This window comes from Asaia sp. SF2.1, assembly GCF_000505765.1.
Classification (GTDB): Bacteria; Pseudomonadota; Alphaproteobacteria; order Acetobacterales; family Acetobacteraceae; genus Asaia; species Asaia bogorensis.
Genome location: NZ_AYXS01000007.1, coordinates 14,238 through 16,100 on the forward strand (window position 1 = coordinate 14,238; position 1,863 = coordinate 16,100).

Sequence of the window (1,863 nt, forward strand, 5' to 3'; positions counted from 1 at the left end):
AGCATGGATCGAGAGTATGCGCCCGGCCTCTGTCAGTCTGAGGGCATGCGCGCCGCGTTCGAACAGCTTCGCCCCTATTTCTATCTCCAGACGGGACAATGCCCGGCTGAGCGATGATTTAGGTGTTCCCGTGACGCGCGAGGCTGCGCTGAGGCTCATGGTCTCCGCGATGCGCAGAAAGCTGCCGAGATCATCTGAGTTCATGGGGTCGTGTTCCAGATATGGAACAATGCGTCTACGATGCCGCATCTGCCTTGTCCAACGGGAACGGCTTATTGTGCCCCTCCAGTAAGGGGGCCGAGATGTCAAAACCAGTTATTCTGATTACGGGCGCAACCGGACAACAAGGCGGCGCCACGATCCGCGAGATGCGACGTCGAGGGCATTGGCACGTTCGTGCGCTTGTTCGGGATCCGCGGTCGCCAAAAGCAGTCGCTCTGGCGAAGCATGGAGTTGAGCTCGCTCATGGTAATCTGGACGACGAATACTCCCTGCGGGTGGCGCTTGAGGGGGCAGAAGGCGTTTTATCTGTCCAATCGCCCATGAAGATCGGTCCAGCTGGTGAGGAGCGACAGGGGAAGAGGCTTGCCAGCCTCGCCAAGAAGAGTGGCGTGCGGCACTTCGTGCAATGCTCCGCAGACGGGGTTGAGCGACGGAGCGGCGTGCCTCATTTCGAGAGCAAATGGGCGATTGAGCAGCACATTGCGTCACTGAACTTAGCGACTACGGTTCTACGTCCTGCGGCCTTTATAGAGAACTTTTCGAGCCTGATTTTTCGGATCACTATGCTGTCCATGATGAAGACCTATCTGAGGCCGGATCAGGCCATGCAGCTTGTCTCGGTGCAGGATGTCGCCTGGTTCGCGGCAGAGGCGTTCGAGAAACCTGATCAGTACCTTGGTCGGGCCATGGAGCTTGCAGGCGATAGCGTGACGGCCCGCTCCGCAGCGTCAATTCTTAGGGATGCCGGAATACGTCCTAGCCGCGGCTTTACAATCCCCTCTGTTATGCAAAAGCGACTGCCCGAGGACTTTCGCCTGATGTTCGGGTGGATCGCCCGAGACGGGTTTAAGGCCGATATCCCCGTTCTGCGCCGGGAGCACCCTTCACTGCTTACACTTGAAGACTGGGCGCTTCAAAGTGCAAAGGATGGGCGCCAACGTCTGTCGTAGTCTAACGATCGGATCGGTCGATGCCGCATAGCGCGACAAGGAAGCCGATATTTGACAATTGACAAGCTTCTTTCGGTTTTTGACTCCCGGTTGCCTCGATTACCGGCAGTGCGGCCAGTGGGCGCAAAGTACCGAAGACCGAGCTTATCATGCAGCTAGGCCCGGAGGAATTTCAAGCGCGCGATCTCCTCAGCGGAACCAGACAGTTTTGGCTATCGGTTTTTTTTAATGGTCGGCCTAGGGTTCAGATCGAGTGCCGCAAAGATTTGTTCATAGCACAGTGGGCGTTTGTCCCGAAATGATGGGCGCAGTCGCATTCAAAACCGGAGCATAAAATTCGACACCACACGTTCGAGAGATAATCGTCTGCATCTATGAAAAGGAAGCATAGTAGTACATATGACCGACCTCTCTTTAAGGGCAGAATAGAGAGAACGATTTGTGTGAGTAGCACTATGACGATGATGATCTACGCTTCTCCTTTGAGCCAGATTACGACGACCGTGCTGCTTTTATGGAACGTAACGGCGGAAGTGAGTGGACAGTCTCCTGATTTCTTTGCAGCCCGTATATTTATAATGAAGATACTCTAGCGAGTTCATTCTCCAGTTTCAGTCTTCGCGGGGCGCAGCACGTCCGCGCTTGATCCCCGCACGATGGGATTTGCCGTCCATCCGGCGCGCGCGCGCCG

General features: G+C 55.7%; 2 protein-coding genes. One reads left to right on the forward strand and one right to left on the reverse strand.

Annotation, left to right across the window (positions count from 1 at the left end; genetic code table 11):
- The coding region (locus P792_RS38385; RefSeq protein WP_035439458.1) for a LysR family transcriptional regulator at positions 1 to 204 on the reverse strand (204 nt) is incomplete at its 3' end.
- A gap of 98 nt (positions 205 to 302) precedes the next feature.
- Here P792_RS38385 and P792_RS25000 point away from each other — a divergent pair.
- Positions 303 to 1,172 (forward strand): NmrA/HSCARG family protein, encoded by an 870-nt coding sequence (locus P792_RS25000; protein WP_031240258.1) that lies wholly within the window; start codon positions 303 to 305, stop codon positions 1,170 to 1,172.
- Positions 1,173 to 1,863 lie beyond the last annotated feature (691 nt).

Coding starts and splice junctions, on each gene's coding strand:
- P792_RS25000 (WP_031240258.1), top strand. CDS start 303: ATGTCAAAACCAGTTATTCTGATTACGGGCGCAACCGGACAACAAGGC.